At 28.7% G+C, this 17,780-nt stretch carries 14 protein-coding genes and 1 tRNA gene; 10 read left to right on the top strand and 5 right to left on the bottom strand.

Annotation, left to right across the window (positions count from 1 at the left end; translation table 4 throughout):
* Positions 1-339 precede the first annotated feature (339 nt).
* From ACSH4Z_RS00825 to ACSH4Z_RS00840, 4 genes are all read right to left on the bottom strand, one after another.
* Positions 340-413 (bottom strand) — tRNA-Trp (locus tag ACSH4Z_RS00825).
* A 21-nt stretch (positions 414-434) separates the two neighbouring features.
* The gene (metK, locus tag ACSH4Z_RS00830; RefSeq protein ID WP_438340729.1) at positions 435-1,580 is read right to left on the bottom strand and encodes a methionine adenosyltransferase; all 1,146 of its coding nucleotides are present in this window, start codon (positions 1,578-1,580) and stop codon (positions 435-437) included.
* Between the two features lie 224 nt (positions 1,581-1,804).
* A complete protein-coding gene (gene asnA, locus ACSH4Z_RS00835) occupies positions 1,805-2,785 on the bottom strand; it encodes an aspartate--ammonia ligase (RefSeq protein WP_438340730.1) in 981 nt (326 codons plus the stop codon).
* A gap of 71 nt (positions 2,786-2,856) precedes the next feature.
* Positions 2,857-4,053, bottom strand: a complete 1,197-nt coding sequence (locus ACSH4Z_RS00840) for a phosphoglycerate kinase (protein ID WP_438340731.1) — start codon at positions 4,051-4,053, stop codon at positions 2,857-2,859.
* 127 nt (positions 4,054-4,180) lie between these two features.
* On the opposite strand from ACSH4Z_RS00840, the gene ACSH4Z_RS00845 reads away from it, so the two are divergent.
* The 3 genes from ACSH4Z_RS00845 to tuf all read left to right on the top strand — a co-directional run bounded on the left by ACSH4Z_RS00845 (position 4,181) and on the right by tuf (position 6,682).
* Positions 4,181-4,579, top strand: a complete 399-nt coding sequence (locus tag ACSH4Z_RS00845; RefSeq protein WP_438340732.1) for a hypothetical protein — start codon at positions 4,181-4,183, stop codon at positions 4,577-4,579.
* Positions 4,580-4,597: 18 nt separating this feature from the next.
* On the top strand, positions 4,598-5,170 hold the full coding sequence (locus ACSH4Z_RS00850; RefSeq protein WP_438340733.1) for a diadenylate cyclase: 573 nt from the start codon (positions 4,598-4,600) through the stop codon (positions 5,168-5,170).
* 318 nt (positions 5,171-5,488) lie between these two features.
* Positions 5,489-6,682, top strand: a complete 1,194-nt coding sequence (gene tuf, locus ACSH4Z_RS00855) for an elongation factor Tu (protein ID WP_438340734.1) — start codon at positions 5,489-5,491, stop codon at positions 6,680-6,682.
* A 53-nt stretch (positions 6,683-6,735) separates the two neighbouring features.
* On the opposite strand, the gene ACSH4Z_RS00860 is transcribed toward tuf, so the two are convergent.
* Positions 6,736-8,130, bottom strand: a complete 1,395-nt coding sequence (locus ACSH4Z_RS00860) for a DNA recombination protein RmuC (protein ID WP_438340735.1) — start codon at positions 8,128-8,130, stop codon at positions 6,736-6,738.
* Between the two features lie 123 nt (positions 8,131-8,253).
* Here ACSH4Z_RS00860 and ACSH4Z_RS00865 point away from each other — a divergent pair, with 123 nt between their 5' ends.
* From ACSH4Z_RS00865 to ACSH4Z_RS00895, 7 genes are all read left to right on the top strand, one after another.
* A complete protein-coding gene (locus ACSH4Z_RS00865; RefSeq protein WP_438340736.1) occupies positions 8,254-9,000 on the top strand; it encodes a hypothetical protein in 747 nt (248 codons plus the stop codon).
* On the top strand, positions 9,000-9,896 hold the full coding sequence (locus ACSH4Z_RS00870; protein ID WP_438340737.1) for a Cof-type HAD-IIB family hydrolase: 897 nt from the start codon (positions 9,000-9,002) through the stop codon (positions 9,894-9,896). The genes ACSH4Z_RS00865 and ACSH4Z_RS00870 overlap by 1 nt, the downstream gene beginning before the upstream one ends.
* 1 nt (position 9,897) lies before the next feature.
* A complete protein-coding gene (locus tag ACSH4Z_RS00875) occupies positions 9,898-11,151 on the top strand; it encodes a hypothetical protein (RefSeq protein WP_438340738.1) in 1,254 nt (417 codons plus the stop codon).
* A gap of 258 nt (positions 11,152-11,409) precedes the next feature.
* Positions 11,410-14,247 carry an excinuclease ABC subunit UvrA gene (gene uvrA, locus ACSH4Z_RS00880; protein ID WP_438340739.1) on the top strand — a complete coding sequence of 946 codons (2,838 nt, stop codon included), beginning with the start codon at positions 11,410-11,412 and terminating at the stop codon, positions 14,245-14,247.
* Positions 14,248-14,314: 67 nt separating this feature from the next.
* Positions 14,315-15,271, top strand: coding sequence for a prolipoprotein diacylglyceryl transferase (gene lgt, locus ACSH4Z_RS00885; RefSeq protein ID WP_438340740.1), 957 nt, complete (start codon positions 14,315-14,317; stop codon positions 15,269-15,271).
* Positions 15,272-15,306: 35 nt separating this feature from the next.
* Positions 15,307-16,221 carry an NAD(P)/FAD-dependent oxidoreductase gene (locus ACSH4Z_RS00890; RefSeq protein ID WP_438340741.1) on the top strand — a complete coding sequence of 305 codons (915 nt, stop codon included), beginning with the start codon at positions 15,307-15,309 and terminating at the stop codon, positions 16,219-16,221.
* Between the two features lie 5 nt (positions 16,222-16,226).
* Complete coding sequence (locus tag ACSH4Z_RS00895) at positions 16,227-17,774, top strand: hypothetical protein (protein WP_438340742.1); 1,548 nt, start codon at positions 16,227-16,229, stop codon at positions 17,772-17,774.
* Positions 17,775-17,780: the final 6 nt, after the last annotated feature.

Genomic DNA, 17,780 nt, shown 5'->3' on the forward strand with positions numbered 1-17,780 from the left:
TAATTATAAATTCTTTTTTGCCATTTCTTAATAAGGCATATTTTTGTTCGTAATTTGTAAATTCTCAATCATTTTGCAACATCCTATAGTTTAAAATCATTATAGGAGGTAATGTGAAATATAAAAAATAGAAATCTAGAATTTAACAGATTTTGAGAAAAAAAGATATTTATACCGATATAACTAATTAAAAAATTAAAAATAAACCTAATCGCCATAAAACATGAAGTTAGCCGTTTTACATTTCCTATTAAAATCTATTAATATGAAATGCTTTACTTTTTTAAAAAAACAAGATACATTTGTAATGTATCTTGTTTTTTTAACAATTTTATGATATGGCAGGGGATGCAGGAATCGAACCCGCACAAATGGGTTTGGAGTCCATTGTTCTACCATTAAACTAATCCCCTAGACACATATAAAATTATAATTTATCTTTTTATATTTTTAAAGAAATCTTTTATTTCATTTATTTTGTCAATTTTTTCTCAACTTAAATTAAGGTCATTTCTACCAAAATGACCAAAAGTTGCGGTTGGCAGAAAAATTGGGTTTAATAAATTTAGTGTGTTTATAATTCCTTCAACACTTAAATCAAATAATTTATAAACGGCATTAATTATTTCCTGTTCTGTATATTTAGAAGTACCAAAAGTTTCAATATAAATTGATTGTGGTCTAGGTAATCCTATGGCATAAGATAATTGGATTTCCATTTTTTTTGCAATGCCAGCAGCAACAAAATTTTTGGTTATATATCTTGCCATATATGCTGCAGAACGGTCTATCTTGGTTGCGTCCTTACCTGAAAACGCCCCACCACCATGTCTTGCAAAACCACCATAAGTGTCGACAATTATTTTTCTACCAGTCAAACCAGTATCTCCGGTTGGGCCCCCTATTACAAATCTACCGGTGGGATTTATTAATAATTCATAATCTAAATTGAAATTATGTTCTTTTAAAACATAGTCAACGATATTTGTTTTTATAAAGGTTTTAAATTTATCATAATTAAAATTTTCCTCATGTTGAATTGACATTAAAACTTTTTTAATAGTATATGTATTTTTTTTATCATCATATTCAACTGTGACTTGGCTTTTCATATCTGACTTTGCATATGGAAATTTTTTATGTCTTCTTAAATTTTCGGCACGCTTTACTAATTCATGAGCTAGCACAATAGGCCATGGCATATAATACTCATTTTCACAAGTGGCATAACCAAACAAAATCCCTTGATCGCCAGCACCTAATTCTTTATTGTTGTCCTTGTTTACTCCTTGGGCAATATCAGGACTTTGTTCAGTAATTGCGTTAATTATTTTAAAATCGTTTTCCTTATAGCCTAAATTTTTAAGTATTTTTCATGCTTCCTTAATAGTATCAATATAACCTTTTGTTGAAATTTGGCCGCCAATATATATGAGGTCATCATTTGCTATAACGTCACATGCTACTCTTGAATATTTATCTTGCTTTAATAAAGCATCGACAATTGCATCTGAAATTTGGTCACAAATTTTATCTGGATGTCCCGCACCAACAGATTCACTTGTTAGTAATCTCTTCATTGTATTTCTCCTTTAAATTTCTATAGCTATAATTAAAAACATAAAAAAACAACTCTATTTTATAGGTTGTTTTTTGACTAAATAAACTTACAAATGATACATGTTAGATTTTTTATAAAAATCTCTGACTATCCACCTTATTCTATACGAACAGGTTGGCATGTTTCATCGCCGTCAAGCTAACAACTCTTTATGTATTTTAATTATGGTAAAAGTATATCATTTTATAAGAGAATTATGCCATTTTCATTGATCGTTTTTTTAGTCTCATCATTTCAAATGCTAGCTTGAACTTCACCAATATGTCTTTTTTCTAATAAAAACATTGCAATTCTTGATTGCCCTAGTCCTCCACCGATAGTTAAAGGTAATTTGTTTTCTAAAATAGCCTTATGATATGGACTTATTTTTGCTATTTCATAATCACTTAGTTGATATTGTTTTCTTAGTGAATCACCATCCACTCTAATTCCCATACTGCTTAGTTCCAAAGCGATATCGTTGATTGGATCATAGACAATTAAATCACCATTAAGCATCCAATCATCATAGTCCTTAGCTCTTTTTGAATGTGGCTTATTATCATTTAATAGATAACCAATTTGGTAAATAAAAATAGCTTTGTGTTCTTTTGCTATCTCGTATTCTCTCTCCTCAGGCGAAATATTTGGATAAAGATTATATAGTTCATTTGAACTAATAAAGAAAATTTTTTCTGGAAGTTTTGTTGCGAAAATTTGATAAATTTTATTAATGGTTTTTTCTGTTTCTTTAAGGCATTTATATATTTTTTTAACAACCTTTTTAAGAAAATTAATATTACGATCCTTTTTATTTATAACTAATTCTCAATCTCATTGGTCGACATAAAAAGAATGGGTTTTATCAATATTTTCTTGTTGTCTTATTGCGTTCATATCAGTATAGATACCTTCATAAACGTTAAAATTATATCTTGCCAGGGCATCTCTTTTTCATTTTGCTAGTGAGTGAACAATTTCGATATCTTCATTAATATTTTTAGGTCTAAATATAACTGGTTTTTCTCCTGAGAGACCATCATTTAAGCCACTACTACTTCTTAGAAACATAGGTGCTGATACTCTTGTAAGATTTAAGGCTTTTCTTAATTTATGTGAAAAAACGTCTTTTAGTTTTTCAATCGCAAACTGAGTTTCTTTTAATGTTAAACATGTTTTTTTCATAAAAGAATTTTAACAAATTAAACAAAAAAGTCCATTGAAAAATGAACTCTCTTTTAATTTATATTAAACTATTACTCTTTATCTTGAATTGCTTCAAAACCGGGCATTTTATTACCTTGAATGAATTCGATAGAAGCTCCGCCACCGGTTGAAATAAAACTGAATTTTGATTGGTATCCTAGTTTGTTAATAGCAGTTACTGAATCACCGCCACCGACAACAGAGTAAGCTCTTTCATTATTTGCAATAGCTATAGCAATACCTTTTGTTCCATTTTCAAAGTTTTTGAATTCAGTTACTCCCGCAGGTCCGTTTCAAAATATTGTTTTTGCGGAAGCGATAATTTCGTTAAATAGCTCAACTGATTGTGGGCCAATATCTAATCCCATATATCCATCAGGAATGTTGATATTATCTTTTGTTGTAAATAAAGGAGTTTTATCAGCGAATTCATCAGTGTAAGCATTGTCAATTGGTAAAACAATTTTGTCCTTATATTCAATTAAATATTGTTTTGCCATTTCTACTTTGTCATCTTCACAAATTGATGTTCCCACTTTGTGACCCAACGCTTTTTGGAAGGTATATGCCATTCCACCAACAACTAGAACTTTATCAGCAACATTGAATAATTTTTCAAGTACCTTGATTTTGTCACTAACTTTTGCTCCTCCAATAATAGCAACATATGGTCTTTCGAATCCATCTAATATTTTAGATAAGTGTAAAACTTCATTGTTCATTAATAAACCAAGTGCTGATTCCTTGATGAATTTTGCAATACCTGCCGTTGAAGCATGAGCACGATGTGAAGCACCAAAGGCATCATTAACATAAACATCTCCTAGGCTAGCTCAATATTTTGCTAATTCTTCATTGTTTCCCGACTCAGCCTTATCATTTAAATCCTCAAAACGAGTGTTTTCTAAGAAAATAATTTCTCCTGGTTTTAGGTTTGAAGCTGCCTTTTTAACTTCTTCACCTCTAGTTTCAGGAATAAAGTCCACTTTTTTGCCTAGAATTTCAGAAAACTTTTCTACAACAACCTTTAACGATTTATTTAATTTGTCTTCAGGAGCTTTTATTCTTCCTAAATGTGAAAGCATAATTAGTGATGCGCCATGGTCTAAAATGTACTTGATTGTTGGCAATGCTGCATCGATTCTTTTTGTGTCCATAACCATTCCGTTAGAAACAGGGACATTAAAATCAACTCTTAGAATTACTTTTTTTCCTTTAAGTTCAATATCCTTGATTGTTTTTTTCATTTTATCTCCTATATTTTTTAGTAATTTAATATAAAATTTTTATTAATATATGTGTAATTATAATAAAATAATCTTAATTAATAATCAAACATATTAAAATGATGATTTATTGATTGTTAGGAGAAAGATGGCTCAAAAACAAAAAGATACAAGAACCCTGAATTATGATCCTGAGAGCGATAATATCTCAAGAATCATTACTGAATTTCAGTCATATAAGAAGAATGCTAAATTTTTTAAGGATTATTCTGAGATGGAAATTTTTAATTATTTTCAAAAGATGAGATTTATGAATATTATGGATGAAAGAAATAAGGAAATAATTAAGCAAGCCCAGAATAGACAAACACAATTGCAAATGAAGTATCAAACATATATTGAGTTCGATAGATGATCTGATTCTCCACAGGCAACACAAGCAAAACCAATTAGTAAACTAAGAAGAATTTTGGCAATTATTTTTGTAATAATTATTCAAATCATTGTCTTGATAATAATTATTAAATTAGCAAATGGTAATTCATAAAATTAGATGAGGTTTTTAATGGTTGAATATATTATTTTATTTTTTGTAATCTTTATTTCGGTTGTTTTATCAGTTAATTATATTATTAACATTGTAAATGCCAAGAAGAAAAATAAGTCTATTAAAAAGAGCCTTGGAAGCTCAACTAAAATTAGAATAATTTATCAATTGAGAGAAGCGTTAGAGAAGCTTTCGGCAACAAAAACTGGTGCAATTATAACAATTGAAAATAATGATAATTTAGACCCACTAAGAACAGATGGAATTATTTTGGATGCGAATATTTCTTCCTCGATCTTAATTTCTATTTTTAATAAACATAGCCCCTTACATGATGGCGCGGTTATTATAAGAAATAATAAAATTTACTATGTTGCTACATTTTATAAAATAACTAAGAAGTCAATTGATAATAAATATGGTGCAAGACATCGCGCCGGAATGGGAATTTCTGAAATGAGTGATGCTTCAACATTAATTGTGAGCGAAGAAAACGGTGGTATAACGCTTGCTGAAAATGGCGTACTACAGTCTGTTCCTTTAGAACAATTGCAAATAGTTTTAGGTAGAATTTTAAGGGATTCTAATTAATAACTATTAATTTAGTATTATTATATTTTGTGATTTTTTGATAATTAAAAATGAAAAAACAACTTAAATTAAATTGAAAAATTTATATTACTTTTTTAAAGTTTTTATAATAAAAGTTTTAAAAAAATTTTAAAAATTTTTATTTTTGTTAAAATTATTTCATTACTTATTTACTTTAAAAATCAATGTTAAGCGCCTTAATTTGGACAGGACATAGATGAAAGGCTATGCTTAGGTGGTTAAACGCGTTTAATCTTAAAGATTTTAATATCTATAAAAAAATTAAAAATTTATATAGTTAACTCGAAAGGAAAGAAAATGGCAAAAGTAGATTTTGACCGTTCAAAAGCTCACGTTAACGTTGGAACAATCGGTCACGTTGACCATGGTAAAACAACATTAACAGCTGCGATAGCAACAGTTTTATCTAAAAAAGGTTTATCAGAAGCTAGAGATTACGCTTCAATCGATAATGCCCCAGAAGAAAAAGCACGTGGTATTACAATTAACACCTCACACATCGAATACCAAACAGAAAAGCGTCACTATGCACACGTTGACTGTCCGGGTCACGCTGACTATGTTAAAAATATGATTACAGGTGCCGCTCAAATGGATGGTGCAATATTAGTAGTTGCTGCTACTGATGGTCCTATGCCTCAAACACGTGAACACATTTTATTGGCAAAACAAGTTGGTGTTCCTAAAATTGTTGTTTTCCTAAACAAAATTGATATGTTTAGTGATGATGAAAGAGAAGAAATGATTGGTTTAGTTGAAATGGATATCCGTGGATTGCTAAACGAATATGGTTTCGATGGAGACAATACACCTGTTATTGCTGGTTCAGCTCTTAAAGCATTACAAGGCGACGCCGCTTATGAGCAACAAATTATGGACTTAATGGATGCTGTTGATACATACATTGAAGAACCAAAACGTGAAACAGAAAAACCATTCTTAATGGCTATTGAAGACGTTTTCACAATTACAGGACGTGGAACAGTTGCAACTGGTAGAGTTGAACGTGGTGTTTTATCACTTAACGAAGAAGTTGAAATTGTTGGATTAAAGCCAACTAAGAAAACAGTTGTTACCGGTATCGAAATGTTTAGAAAGAACCTAAAAGAAGCTCAAGCTGGGGATAATGCTGGTTTATTACTACGTGGTATTGATAGATCAGAAATTGAACGTGGACAAGTTTTAGCAAAACCTAAAACAATCGTTCCTCACACAGAATTTGAAGCTACAGTTTATGTTCTTAAAAAAGAAGAAGGTGGACGTCACACACCTTTCTTCCAAAACTATAAACCACAATTCTACTTCCGTACAACAGACGTTACAGGTGGAATTGCATTCATCGGACAACGTGAAATGGTTATGCCAGGGGATACAGTTGAATTAAAAGTTACTTTAATTGCACCTATTGCTGTTGAAGAAGGAACAAGATTCTCAATCCGTGAAGGTGGTAGAACTGTTGGTGCCGGAACTGTAACAAAGATTACAAAATAATTTTAGTTTGAAAAATATGTTGCACAATATGTGCAACATATTTTTTTATTTTTTTAAATGTCATCAGAAATTAGGGCATTTATTTTATTTTTCTTCTTTTCAGTGGTTTCCTTTATAACGGGGGCAGGAATGCCTAATTCATTAGAGTTTTTGCTAATTTTATTAATGACTTCGTTTGTATATTTATATGCTTTTCCAATCTTTTTAGATGCTTGTCCAATAGAATCTAAACCATCAATAATATTGTTATTAACAGCATTGTATTTATTTTGAATTTCGATAAATAAATCTTTAATTTTTTCAATATCTTTTGCAACTCTATAATTTTGGTTTTGAACAGAGTAACTATATATAAAAGCCATCATAAAACTTGGGCCTATTATTAATATTTTATAATCATTGAATATTGCAGGTATAAAGTTATTGTCTTGAATTAATGTTAGGTGTATGCTTTCAGATGGCAGAAATAATATGGCAAAAGGTGCAGTATTATGATATGGCTTGATATATTTATCTCTAATACTTTTAGCCATTTCTTTAAGTTTATCTCTTAATTTTTTAAGAGCATCCTTTTTATCTACTTCATTTTCCTTATCAATATATTTATTTCATGTATCTAAAGGAAATTTACTATCAATCGGGATAATGATTTCTTGTTCTTTGCCATCAATAATATTTTTTGACCTAATAACAAAATCTACTTTTTCATCACTTTTTGGATCAATTTTATATTGTTCAAATCAGAGATTATTTTTAAGTGACGGAAAATGGTTTTCTAAAATTTGTCTTAATGAGAATTCACCAAAATTTCCTACAGTTTTATTGTTTGAAAAAGCTTTGTTAAGATCAATAACACTTTTTTGAATAGTGCTAAATTCAGTCATGCCTTTGTTCATTTCATCCATCGAGCTCTTGATATTATTAAAATGTTCATTGATTTGTTTTGTTAATTTATCTTCAAAGTGTTTATCTATTTTTGTTTTAATTTCTTCAAATCACTCACGATTTCTTTTAGTTATATCTTCAAGTCTTGTATTAACATTTTCTCTTAAAACATTTGATAATTTATTTAGATCTTCATTTTGAGCCTTATTACTTTCTTTTATAACACTAGCTATTCGAACCAAATTATTGTTGATTATTTCATTATAAGACTTTCCAAATTCATTTATTGTTTTGTTTAATTCATTTTTTAAATTATTTATTTTATCACCCATGATTTCAGCTAAAAAAACTTTTTGATTTAGTTCTAACTTATCTAATTTTATTTCAATATGGTTATTAATTTCATTTAGATGGTTTTGGATTTCATTTTTTATAATTTCCTCAGTTTTTGTTTTTGCCTTTTCAGCTCTTAATCTTTGTGTGATTAAATAAGATAATATGGAAACTATTCCTATTAGTGCTAATGCACTAATTACAATCAAGGCAATTAAAAGATTATTCATATTTTTACCTCCTTATTTTTAGAATAATGCTATTAATAATTTAAACATAAATAATGTAATATTTTTTTGGTTATTTCAAATATTCAAAAAATAGCCTTAATTATTATAAAATTTATTGTAATTATGAAGAAAATGCAAAAAAAAATATTTCTATCATCATTAGTTACATTACCTGTTTTTGCAACTGCACCATTAGTTGTTTCATGTAAAAATAAAAATCAAGTTGAAGAAGATAAAAGTCTTGAATTTAGTGCTATTAAACAAAAATATGAAAAGCTTAATTGAGATGATTTTCTTTTGGCTAAAAAAGTAAAAGATGAAAATATTTCTTATAAGGATTATACTTATGAATCATTCTTTGAGTGGGGTAGTGAAAAAGGGTTAAACGCCTTGGATAAAATAGAAATAAATGGTAAAAGTTCTGATTTAACATCAAAAGAGTCACAAGCATTGGATAATAATATAACTGCTAAAAAATATATTTCTAAGGATTTTATTGATCTTGTTGATAACTATAATAAAACAAAAAATGATGATGAAAAATTGATAGTAATTTTGAGAAGTCAAAAACTCCCCTTGCCTGAAGCAGCCATATTAGTTTGAACTTGGTTAACAAAGAAAAAATATTTAAAAGAAGCCAAAAAAATTGAGGAATTAAAAAATATTAGTAGCAACAAGATTGTTCTATATGGCCATTGGTTTTATAATAGAGAATATGATAAAAATAATGATAGCAATAAAAAGTGGAAAATTGTTGGATATGTTGTCCCCACAATTAGCTTTAGTGCATTATTTTTATATATAATAATAGCAATATTGGTTAAGCGCAAGAAAATAGCTTTTAAAGCTAAGAAAGGAAGAGCTAAATAATGTATGCAATAATTAATAACAAAAAACCTGTTATTTTTAGCGATGTAGATGGTACGCTGTATCGAAATTTTGATTTAAGACCAGATACCGAATATGATATTAGGTTTGCTATTGATAATGGTGCTGATTTTAACATATGCACCGGAAATCCGGTGCAAGAGCGTATGTTAAATTTAGCTAAAAGACTAAATGTGAGATATCTTCTTTGTTCATCTGGTGCTGAAATATATGACGTGAAAAAAGCAGAGATTATTAAGAGTTGAAATATTGAATTCTCTTATTTAGAAGAAGTAATTAAAATTGCAAATGAGTTAAATTTACAAGTTATTTTTTGAGATGACAAAAATTATTTTTATCTAAAAGATGAAAAAATTATAATTGACGAGGTTATAAATTATCATTTTGTTAGTGACAAAAATAAGAAAATGATACCTAAATTGTGAAAAGGTGAGTTTATAAAACCTATTAAAATTGAGTTGTATGCCATTGACGATCAGCCATCAACAACACTATATGAAAAAATATATGATAGTATCAAACACCTAAAAGATAAAATGGAAATTATTGTGACCCATTGCAATATAGAAATTAATTCGTTAGGAGTTAATAAAGGAAGTGCCGTTAGATGAATGGTTGAAAATATTTATAGCAATGAAGAAGTAATGCTAAAAGAAGTAATGACTATCGGAGATAGTAATAATGATACCCCGATGTTAAAACTTACTGATTATTCATATGCAATGGATAATTCATCTAATGAAGTATTAAAAACTGCTAAACTTTTTACAAGTGATGTAGCACAAAATGGGTTAGGGGAAGCTATTTTGGACTATTTATATCGATTAAAGAATATTACAAGAAAATATATGTTTCATGAATTTATAAAGGAGAAGTAAAATGAAGGTAACAAGAATTGGACAAAATTATATTTTAAAGGTTAATAATATTAATAAATTATCTCCTTTTTTTAATGAAACTAATGTTAAACTAGTTGACTTTTTGGGCGAAGATCAGCCGTTAGAACTAATTATATCTGATAATTTAACATTTGAGGAATTGGGTAGATTAATTCTATCTTTCTATGGATATAATAAGAATCCATATTATCCAATCTTTGATACAAGTGAATTTGATGAGAAAGAACTTAGAGAAATAACTTTTGAAACAAGAGCTCAAAAAGGCTTGATTGTCAATGTTGATGACTTTTTATTCAAAAAAATAGAATATCTTGATAAGAAATCAAATTATTTTACAGCAATATTATCTGATTTTTCGGTTGTTTCGTTTGAATTTACTCTTAAGAAGGGCATTAAATACGCTGGTGTATCATTGGCCGAAAGATTTAGCGCTATGCTAAAGCAAAACACAGATGCGGTATTAAAGCATTCATTAAAATTTAATAAAACAAATAGGGTCGAAAATAGTAAAAACACAAGCGTTTTTGGTATGCAACTAGCAAAATCTTTATATGATAATAATTACGTATATGCTTTCCATAATTCTCTTGTTCCTTCTTTTGGGGAAGTTTCAGCTACGACAGAATTTTTTGATTTTGGTCTTCTTTCAAGATTAGAACTTTCAACCATATCTAAAGAAATTTCATCAATTTTTGAATGAAGAAGTAAAGATAAAATATATCAGTCATACTTCGAATACATTGCCCCTAGTTTAAATGACCATGAGTTGCTTAATATGGGTTCAATAGGTAATTTTTTTGGTTCGAAAGAATTATCAGAATCTGAACATAATGATGTAAAGAAAATTCAAGAAATTCTAAGTAATCCTGAAAAATATGCAAAATCTGAGAAAGAAATGATTGAAAAAGTTAAGAATGGTGATTTAGACTTGCCTTTTGATACTTCAAAAATTCAAACTCGCGATGATTTGAGATACGCATTTATAGAAAGTTTTGTTGAGCCTTTAATTGATATGGGAATTGATGAAGCAGAAATCGTTCAAACATTGAAGGAATTTGTTGCTCAGGTTAAACAAGGAACTTTTGTTCCTGGTGTGCCCGCAATGAACATTACGGACTTTGAAGATGAGTCATTTATAAGAACTGTGCTTGAAATATATAGAGAAAAGAAGTCAGGAAGAGAAAAAACAAGAGAGCAAGAACAAGAAACAGTAGATGAAGATGAAATAAATTAGGTTAGTTCTTATAATATATTATTTTCATTATTTGCTTGTATTATAGAAATATAAAAAAATGGGCTTAATTAAGCTAAAAATGGTCTATTTTTTTAAATATGATAATAAATATTCTTAATTTAAAATGGTAAACATTCATTATTAAATAATTAGAAATCAAACAATCAATCATGAATATCGTATTTTATTATAGATATTCATTTTTTAATTTTTTATTTACTATTTAAAAACACTATTTTATTAATATAATTCTATATTATGAAACATAATAATATTATTATTAAAAATGCAAGAGAAAATAATTTAAAAAATGTTAATCTTGAAATACCAAGAAATAAATTTGTCGTTTTCACCGGGCTTTCAGGGTCTGGAAAGAGTTCGCTAGCATTCAACACCATCTATGAAGAGGGGAGAAGAAGGTATGTTGATAGCTTATCAAATTATGCTAAACAATTTTTAGGTGGAACAAAAAAACCTGATGTGGATAGTATTGAAGGATTGAGTCCTGCCATTTCTATTGAGCAAAAAACGGTCCACAATAATCCTCGTAGTATTGTTGGCACAGTAACGGAAATTTATGATTTTTTGAGATTGTTATACGCAAGAATAGCAAAACCTTATTGTCCAAATCATAAAATTGAAATTACAGCGCAAAAAAGCCGAGATATTATTAATTATGTTTTGTCGCAAAATGAGGGTTCTAAAATATTTATATTATCTCCAATAATTAATAATCAAAAGGGATCTTTTGCTACCACGTTAGCAAAACTAAAAAAGGACGGTTTTCTCAGAATAAAAGCTAATGGTACTATTTTGGAACTAGAAAAAGACCCAATTTTGGATAAGAATAAAAGGTGAAACATCGACTTAATCATTGACCGCTTTAGTTTATCAAATGATAAAGAAACAATGTCGCGTGTTGCTGAGGCTGTCGAGATTGCTTTATCTTATTCTAACGGATTGGTGACTATTGAGGTTGTTGGAGGACAAACAAACACATATTCAACAACACATAGCTGTAAATACGGCGATTTTAATATGCCAAAAATTGAACCACGACTTTTTTCATTTAACTCACCAAATGGAATGTGTTATAAATGCAAGGGACTTGGTGTCTTGCAAAAAGCATCATGAGATTTAATATGTGCAGATAAAACAATGTCAATAAATGAAGGTGCAATATTAATTTATAAAAATATCATTAATTCTCGCAATCTTGAGTGGCAGGAATTTGATAGAATGTTAGGCTACTATGGAATTCCAAAAGACGTGCCAATAGGTGATTTATCTAAGGAACATATAAATATTTTAAAATATGGCTCGATGGAGGAAATTTCCTATACTATTATTTCTGAAAATGGAATTAAATATGAACGTAACAAAAGGATTGAAGGTGTTTGCGAAAAAATTGAGCGTAAATACCTTGATACTTCATCAAATGAAATGCGAATGTATTATTCTCGTTATTTGTCTGATACTCAATGTGATGAATGCTACGGAAAAAGATTGAATAAATTTGCCCTTGCTACTAAAATTAATGGTTTGGATATATATGAATTATGCAATATGTCCATTGAAGAACTTAAAGAATTTATTAATAATATAATAATGACTGAGCTCGAAAAAGAAATAACTAATCTTATTTTGCAAGAAATAAATCATAGAATAGATTTTCTTATCAATGTTGGATTACAATATTTAACCCTAAATAGAAAAGCAGAAACGCTTTCTGGCGGTGAAGCTCAAAGAATTAGGTTAGCAACACAGATTGGTGCTAATTTAACAGGCGTTTTATATGTTTTGGATGAACCCTCAATTGGTTTGCACCAAAAAGATAATGAAAAATTACTGAATTCATTGCGAAAAATGGTTAATTTAGGTAATTCCTTGATTGTTGTTGAACATGACGAAGATACAATAAGACATGCTGATTTTATAGTTGATATTGGTCCAAAAGCCGGTGAACACGGTGGAGAAATTGTTGCTAGTGGCAATATTCAAAAAATAATGAGTACAAATGAGAGCATTACTGGCCAATATCTTGCAAAAAAACTTGAAATTAAGGTGCCAAAATCAAGGCGTTCTGGTAATGGTAAAGTATTAACATTAAAAAAAGCTACTGCTAATAATCTAAAAAATATAACGTTAAAATTTCCGTTAGGTAAATTTATTGCAATTACTGGTGTTTCTGGGTCTGGTAAATCTTCCTTAATTAATCAAGAATTGGTTAAGGAATTGGAAAACGCGATGAATAGAAAGGCTTATTATAGCCTTGTTAAAAACGAAAAAATTAATGGATTTTTAGAAGTCGATAAGTTAATTAAAATTGATCAAAGTGCAATTGGGAGAACACCAAGATCTAATCCTGCTACATATACTGGTGTATTTGATGATATTAGAGAAATATTTGCTAATTTAGAAGAATCAAAAATTAGAGGATTTACTAAATCAAGATTTTCATTTAATATACCCGGAGGTAGATGTGATAAATGTGAGGGTGATGGAGTTATTAAAATTGAAATGCATTTTTTACCCGATGTATATGTGACATGCGATCACTGCGATGGTCAAAGATATAATTATGAAACTCTTGAAGTAAAATATCATGGAAAGTCAATAAATGATGTGCTAAATATGACTATCGAAAAAGCATATACATTCTTTATTCAAAAATCTAAAATTAGAGACCAATTGCAAACATTAATTGATGTGGGTTTAGGATACATAAAACTTGGACAAAATGCAACAACATTATCTGGTGGCGAAGCACAACGAGTTAAATTAGCAACTTATTTGCAAAAGAAACCTACTGGTAAATCGTTATATGTTTTAGATGAACCAACAACTGGTCTTCATTCTTATGACGTACAAAATTTATTGAATGTTTTGAATAGAATTGTCGATAATGGCGATACAGTTATAGTTATTGAACATAACCTCGATGTAATTAAGAGTGCCGACTATATTATTGATTTGGGCCCTGATGGAGGTAAGTATGGAGGCAATATCGTTGCAACTGGAACACCTGAACAAGTTGCTGATGTTAGCTACTCATATACTGGTCAGTATTTAAGTAAGATATTAAAATCATCATAAAAATTTATTAAATTAAAATATAATTTTATATAAATTATATATAAGTAATTCTTTATTATTTTTTATTATGAAGGGAGAAAGTATGAAGGATTATGCAGGCGTTAGTCTTCAAGTTGGCCCTTTTCACGTATATTCTTTAACTTTAATGTTAGGTATGATATGTGCAATACTGACAGTTGCTTATTTCTGAAGAAGAGAAAAATATTCCTTTGAGCAATTAGCAATTCTAATTTTTATTGCTTTGCCTACCGCTATTGTTGGTGCGAGATTTATCTTTGTCGTTCAACAACTAATTGAACATAGAGGATGACCAAATGGGCCTTGATATACAATATTTTATGTATGGCAAGGAGGTTTATCTATTCATGGTGGGGTTATTACTGCTACAATTTGTTGTGTATTATACATTGTATTTTCAAAAAATCCAAAGAGGATAAATTTAAGAAAAGCATTTTCTATTATTTTACCTGCCGTTTTCATTGGCCAAGCTATCGGTCGTTGAGGAAACTTTGCTAATCATGAAGTTTATGGACAAATTATGTCTGAAACATCGTTTGCATTTAAGATATTACCTAAGTTGATTAGAGACCATATGTTTATTAATGGACACTATCGTCTTCCATTATTCTTATATGAATCAATTGCTAACTTATTTGCTTATATCTTGCTTGTTTGAATTTTAAACAATTACAACTGATTAAGACCTGGAACCACTGGGGCATTATATATTATTTTTTATGGAATTCTACGTTTCGGAATGGAACCATTACGTCAAGATAATTATGGTATCTATAAGGTAATTTCAGCTTTATATATGGTCGTTGGTACGGTTTTATTAATTCTATTTGAATTTGTAATTAAGCTAAACTTTAATGTTTATAAGGTGTATAAATATAAGAAAGAATGAACTCATAAAATATTCTACTTTATTGTTTATGAACCTAAAAATGACAACAAAGGTCTATTAAGAAGAGATCTATTAAGTCGTAAAGAAGCAGAGGATCAAAAAATAACGTTAGCCTAAAAAACTAATGTTTATTTTTTTAAAAAAGGAGAAAAATGAAAAAAGTATTTGATGTTTTAATTATTGGTGCAGGTCCAGCTGGCTTAACAGCAGCTTTATATTTATCTAGAAATGAGTATAATGTAGCTTTTATTGAATCATCTGTTCCCGGCGGTAAAATCGCTCAACAATCTAAGATTGAAAACTATCCTGGTTTTGATTTTATAAGTGGTTTTGAATTAGCAACAAGTATGTTAAATCAAGCAAGAAAAAATGGAGCCAAATATATTTATGGAAAAGTTGTAGAAATTAGGAACATTAGCGATAATGAAAAATTAGTTATTTTAGAAAACGGTGATGAGTATTATGCACAAGTTGTTGTTATTGCTAGTGGAATGACTAATTTAGTACCAATATCAATTGAAAATATTGAAAAATTTAGGGAACGTGGAGTTTCTTATTGTGCTGTATGTGATGGCGCCTTATATAAAAATGAACCATGTGCAATTATTGGTGGTGGAAACTCAGCATTTGAAGAATCGACTTTTTTAGCAGCAACCGCATCAGAGGTGCACATTTTTGTAAGAGACATAGTTAGAGCTGAAGCAAAAATTATTAACGATGCAAAAAAGCATGCAAATATTTATATTCATTATAACTCTGAAATATTAAAACTTCAAGGTGAAGATAAATTAGAAAGTATTATTGTCAAAATTGATGGAAATATTCAAGAAATGAATATTAAGGCGGTTTTTCCTTATATTGGTTTTAAGGCTGCGACATCGTTTATTTCTAACAAAGAAATGTTAGATGAGCGTGGTTTTATAATAGTTGATAAAAATATGGAGACACAATCCAAAAATATCTTTGCTGTCGGTGATGTTGTAGCTAAGGATATCAGACAAATTACAACTGCAACTAATGACGGCACTATTGCGGCAAGAGTTATTTCCTCACGTATTATCAAATAATAAGTATGTCAAAGAAAACAATTTTTAAAATTATTCCTACGATTTTTTCGCCACTTAGCGTGGCTTTTTGTAATTCTTGTCAAGTCAGCGAAGATGATAATGTTAATTTAATGGTTCCGTTTGTAGAAACCCATGAAAAGAAAGCATTTGCCACTATTGTAGAGTTAGTTAATAAATTCAATGATACCCTTGATTCAAAATATGCCAATCACAAGATTAGAATTCGCAACTCATTTGACAAAAAAAACATTAATAATAAAGTTATTTTAGAGCTAAATATCAAAGATAGTAGAACACCTTCCTTAATTCTTTCCTACCCTTCTATTGTTTCGACTATTCATTATAATAACCGATTAGTTGAACTAACCGATATTGCAAAAAAGAGCAATATTGAGAAAAAGATTTTAGATTATAATAATCGTCTTGGTTTTGATAATCAAAATGAAATTTTTAGCCTACCTGTTGGCATTAGTTCAGAGATGCTTATTGTCAATAAAAGATTATTAATTAATTATTTTTATTCAATTTATGACAAAATCAAAGAATCATCAGAGTCTTTTTTAGCTAGATTTAAAAATTTTAAAATTATTAATATAATAAGAAGTTTTATACCAACTAGTGCAGATAAAAAAAATGAGGAATTAATTAATTATTTAAGTAATAAAATACTTTGCTATGATGATATGTTTAATGAGTTTGTTGATCTTATAAAAAAAATGGAAATTAATGAGGATAATACAAGTATTTTATTTGTTAAGCATATCGAAAATTATATTTTTGAGACTTTATTTAAAAAAGCTGGATCTGACTTTAATAATTATTTTCTTAAATACAATCAAGATTTTAAAATAGATTATGCCAATATTTTTAAAATAAATAGAAATGAGTATGAGGAATTTAGAGAAACTCTTATGAACTTCTATACTGCCCTAAAATCAAAAAAAATTGATATTGATGTTACAAAAAAAATAACTATTGAAGGGCTACAAGACCAACTTTTTACGTTCATAACAACTAGAGCATATAAGTATAATCTAAAATATTTCTTAAATCATCAGGATGATTTTTTGATTTTAGATGTGCCTCATCGTAAAACTAAAGAAGATAAAAAAGGCTCATTTTTTATCCAAGGTTTATTTCTCTCTGCAATCAAATCGGCTGTAGGCGCGAAAAATGAGGTCATAAATCTTTTTTTAGATTGAATGTATAATCAAAATAATAGGCATGAGCAAATTATTGATGGGAGGCCTCTTTATTTAACGCCAATTGAATATTTGAGCTATCAACTTGATTATATTTTTCCTACAAAAAATTTTAAAAATGAGATAAAAAAACACAACTATTCAAATACTGCGAATGATTTAGTTTTAAAAAATATCTTTGATAATGACCTGATCCCCTTTAGTGATCTCATCGATATAAAAGAATCTAAATTTAGGGAATATATTAAAATATTAGTTGAGAATAACCTTATTGAAAAAATAAGAAGGGATATATCACCAAAACAAGCAATAGATGAATTTCTTGTTAAGCTAGAAGAACTTATAAAATAAAGGATA

The organism is Mycoplasma sp. 125, from assembly GCF_051549845.1.
GTDB lineage: Bacteria > Bacillota_I > Bacilli_A > Mycoplasmatales > Metamycoplasmataceae > Metamycoplasma.